Here is a 3,240-nt window from a genome sequence, read left to right as displayed (position 1 = left end):
CGCCTCGATGATCTGCTGCCGTGGGCCTACGCCACTGCGCCAGACCTCAAGGCCGTGGCCTGAGAACAGCGCTTACGCTTTGACCGCTCTGAGTTCCACATGCGGGCCAAGCCGCTGCCGGGCACGATCGAGCGGATCCTGCCAAGTCTCAGTAATCGGCTCCGTCGTGCTTCGATCGGGCAATGAACTTCCCTGCAACCGCTCTGCCCAGTTCGACGCCGGCATAGTTGTCTATGTCATAATGGAGACCTGCCCAAACGCGCGAGTCACCCGCCTCCTTGCCAAGCATGCGGATGAAGTCCGCTCGCGTGGGGAACAGATAGGCCAGGATCTCGCTGGGTGCGGTTGAGAGCACCGAGCGGTCGGCACAGTCGAGCTAGGCACTGACTGTCAGCGGCTCTTGACTGAGCCGTGATGGAGGACCCGACTGGTCTCGGACACAATTACTGGCTTGCCGCTGGACAAGCTCACAACAAGCTCGTGTTCTCCGATCCCAAGGGACCGTTGGCCTCGGCCAGAACTTGCCGCTGAAAAGTCGAAGACGGCCCACACCGTGCAACGCGTTCCGTCCCTCTCGCATGCCACTATCGTTGTCTCCGGTCGATACTGGTAGGTCCGTTCGGGCCAGCGCTCCGCAAACCGGCGCTTCTCAGCAAGCACAGAGCCAATAGTTCGCTCGCGACCATGAAACGTAACGGTGGAGCCATAAAATGATGAGGCTGCGGCGAGCGTCAGCCGGTTCGGTGCGGACCAGAGGTCAAGATAGTTGACAGCTAGAGCTTGAGCAGCTTGCGCTCGCAGGGCGTTGCGATCGCTCTCCCACATATCTTGAGTGGCCAGCCGAGCAGACCCGGGTGGCGCAGCTTCAGGAGCGGCGATGTCGCCCGGATGTGTGGGTGGGTCAATCCATGTTGGGTTCACTTGCGCAACCGCCGTAGGTCCCCAGAGAAGCATCCAGGAAATGACTGCGGTTCTCGCTGCGCGGAGGAATACCGGTACCATGCCGTTCTCCTACGAGATCGTTAGATCTAACATAGACTCTACATAGAGCATGGCTTCCTTATGGCAAAACGACCTGTAAGGTGCCGAGGATTATCAAAGTCCATTTCCGGCAAATGGCAGTGGTCAGCATCGCCTTGAGTAGATGAACAACAGCAAACGCGCACATCAGCCGGTGTTCATTTCTCGCTAAGTATATCAGGTTGGCTCGTAAATTGCCGATACAAATATGCTCAGCACTGATCATACGCGGCCAAGGCTAACGGAGCCGGATCTGAATCCGTAATGCGAAACAACTTGGATTAGCCGTTTAGGACCGTTGTGTAGCTTAGCTAACGGGCGAATTTGCCACGCGACTGATGCTAGAGGTCAGATATGACGGAAGAACAGGAAGAGATGCTGCGAGTTGCGCTGCAGAACCAGGAGGTGATTATGAATGCCTTGGTTGAGCTCCTCACCGCGTATCCGGACGAACTGCTAAGCTGTCAGCGTCTTGGCGATACGATTACGGAGCTCGGCACCTGCGTCGGCTTCACACACTGCTACTTGGCAGACTTGACCGAGACTTTGGACCAAGTGAGTTAGGAGCCTGTTGTTCGCTTGCAAGTCTGGGTAGCTGCTCTCAAATCGTCGTAATGGTGGATGCACTGATTGCTGGTCTGGAACGGCGTGCTGCCAACCTTGCTGGATTGATCTGTATCGACTTCAATGATGATTCAAGCTTTCCAATATGTCATGCTTCCGACACTCATCCTAACGACCGACTTGAAGACAGCAGCGTCCTTGCAGGCGCACGCGAGATTCAGGTCTTGAGGCACAGGCACCTCGATCTGATAGGGTTTGGCAATGATGTGTTCTGAACCAATCTTTTTCGGACCATGGGTGGTTCCTTCTCTCGAGACCACCACCAGTAATTGATCTGCCTCCAATTCATCTTGTATCAGAGCTGGGTTCTTGACTGGTCGCCAGCATTATCCCAGCAGTCGCGTCAGTTGCACACTTGAACTTCGGCAATGAAGCAGCCTACAGAGCTATGCTTGGAGACTAACTGCAACCAGATGCGAGCTTGGTCGAATAACGGGAGTGCACTCGCAAAGCAAATCAAGCTCAGTTTCGATCTGCAGGAACGCAGCAACCTAGTTATTTGTGGAAGAGCCTTCTTTGGCCCGAATTATGCGGTCAACTATATCTTTGCACCCGAAAGAGCCCAATGCAGGTTTGTCGTCAGTTGCGCCTACTGGTTATATTGGGCTTATTGGAGAGAGTTATGCGAGCTATATGGAACCAAGCTTGGAAGGCTACTGTCATTCCTGCGCTGCTCCTTGGCTCCGCAGCATTGGGGCAGACGAGGGGAGCGTGGGTTGACCCGCCAGCCGATCTGTCTGGGCCCCCAGCCGAGGGCTCTAAGCTGAGCGTACCAATTCCGGCAACTCCCCTACCAATAGAGCCCCCGTTGGTTCCAGTGATTGCAGCTCCTGCACCAGAGGCTGAACCGATCTCCTCCCTCAGCGCCCTTCGGCTGAAACCCGAGGTTCCAAAGGAGGGGCATCCCGGTGGGCGTTTAGCGCAGCAGGATCAAGACGTTCCATCTCAGGCTGTGTCTCGACAGCAAAGTCCCCAACCTGCCCCTGAACCCACAGGAGCGGGAATGAGCATTACCCGCGCGGCAACCCAGCCGAACGTCGCGCGTAGGCCGTCAAGCTCTCGTCAGCAAGTTGCGCAGAGTTTAGCCATTGATTATCTTGATCTCTGGTCAGCCTCAAACCGTCAGGCGCTTCAAATGACGCCACAGTTTTATGGGCCCAGAGTGCTATTCCATGGCAAGCGAATTAGCTTTGGATCGCTGCTTGCAGAGAAGCGCCGCTTCGCTCAACGCTGGCCAAACCGAAGCTACCGTTATCGCCCTGACACGATGAACATTCGGTGCGAGCCCGACGGGAATACATGCACGGTGCAGTCAACCTTTGACTTTGTTGCCGCCAACTCCGCGCTGGACCGACGCTCGCGCGGAACTGGGACGCATGAGTTGGTTGTTAGCTTTGCAGGAGAACGGCCGGTAATTATCTCAGAGAGCAGCCGGGTGCTGAGCAGGCGACGCCAAAAGTGATCGATCATACGATCAATTTATGGGAAAGTTGTTGCAGGACCGTGCCCACCTGAGCACCTAGGTGTTTGATCCCGGGGAGTGGTGGTACGATTGACCACCATTCTGCGAGGGAAGCGTTATGGGCCAAGTTCTTC

General features: G+C 55.8%; 3 protein-coding genes. 2 read left to right on the top strand and 1 reads right to left on the bottom strand.

What is annotated here, in order from left to right; genetic code table 11:
• Positions 1–148: 148 nt before the first annotated feature.
• Complete coding sequence (locus JKG68_RS35215; protein ID WP_512699489.1) at positions 149–289, bottom strand: hypothetical protein; 141 nt, start codon at positions 287–289, stop codon at positions 149–151.
• A gap of 1,085 nt (positions 290–1,374) precedes the next feature.
• Between JKG68_RS35215 and JKG68_RS31525 the strand changes: the two genes are divergently transcribed.
• Positions 1,375–1,584: a hypothetical protein gene (locus tag JKG68_RS31525; protein ID WP_202066295.1), complete on the top strand. Its 210-nt coding sequence runs from the start codon at positions 1,375–1,377 to the stop codon at positions 1,582–1,584.
• Between the two features lie 1,063 nt (positions 1,585–2,647).
• The gene (locus JKG68_RS31520; protein WP_202066294.1) at positions 2,648–3,106 is read left to right on the top strand and encodes a hypothetical protein; all 459 of its coding nucleotides are present in this window, start codon (positions 2,648–2,650) and stop codon (positions 3,104–3,106) included.
• The last annotated feature ends 134 nt before the right edge of the window (positions 3,107–3,240 follow it).

Source organism: Microvirga aerilata (assembly GCF_016743775.1).
Lineage (GTDB): Bacteria > Pseudomonadota > Alphaproteobacteria > Rhizobiales > Beijerinckiaceae > Microvirga > Microvirga aerilata.
The sequence above is the reverse complement of the archived record's forward strand: the minus strand, read 5'-3'. Positions and strand labels throughout refer to the sequence as shown.

Excerpts from the sequence above, each read along its gene's own strand:
- JKG68_RS35215 (WP_512699489.1), bottom strand. The coding sequence starts at position 289 with ATGCTTGGCAAGGAGGCGGGTGACTCGCGCGTTTGGGCAGGTCTCCAT.
- JKG68_RS31525 (WP_202066295.1), top strand. The coding sequence starts at position 1,375 with ATGACGGAAGAACAGGAAGAGATGCTGCGAGTTGCGCTGCAGAACCAG.
- JKG68_RS31520 (WP_202066294.1), top strand. The coding sequence starts at position 2,648 with ATGAGCATTACCCGCGCGGCAACCCAGCCGAACGTCGCGCGTAGGCCG.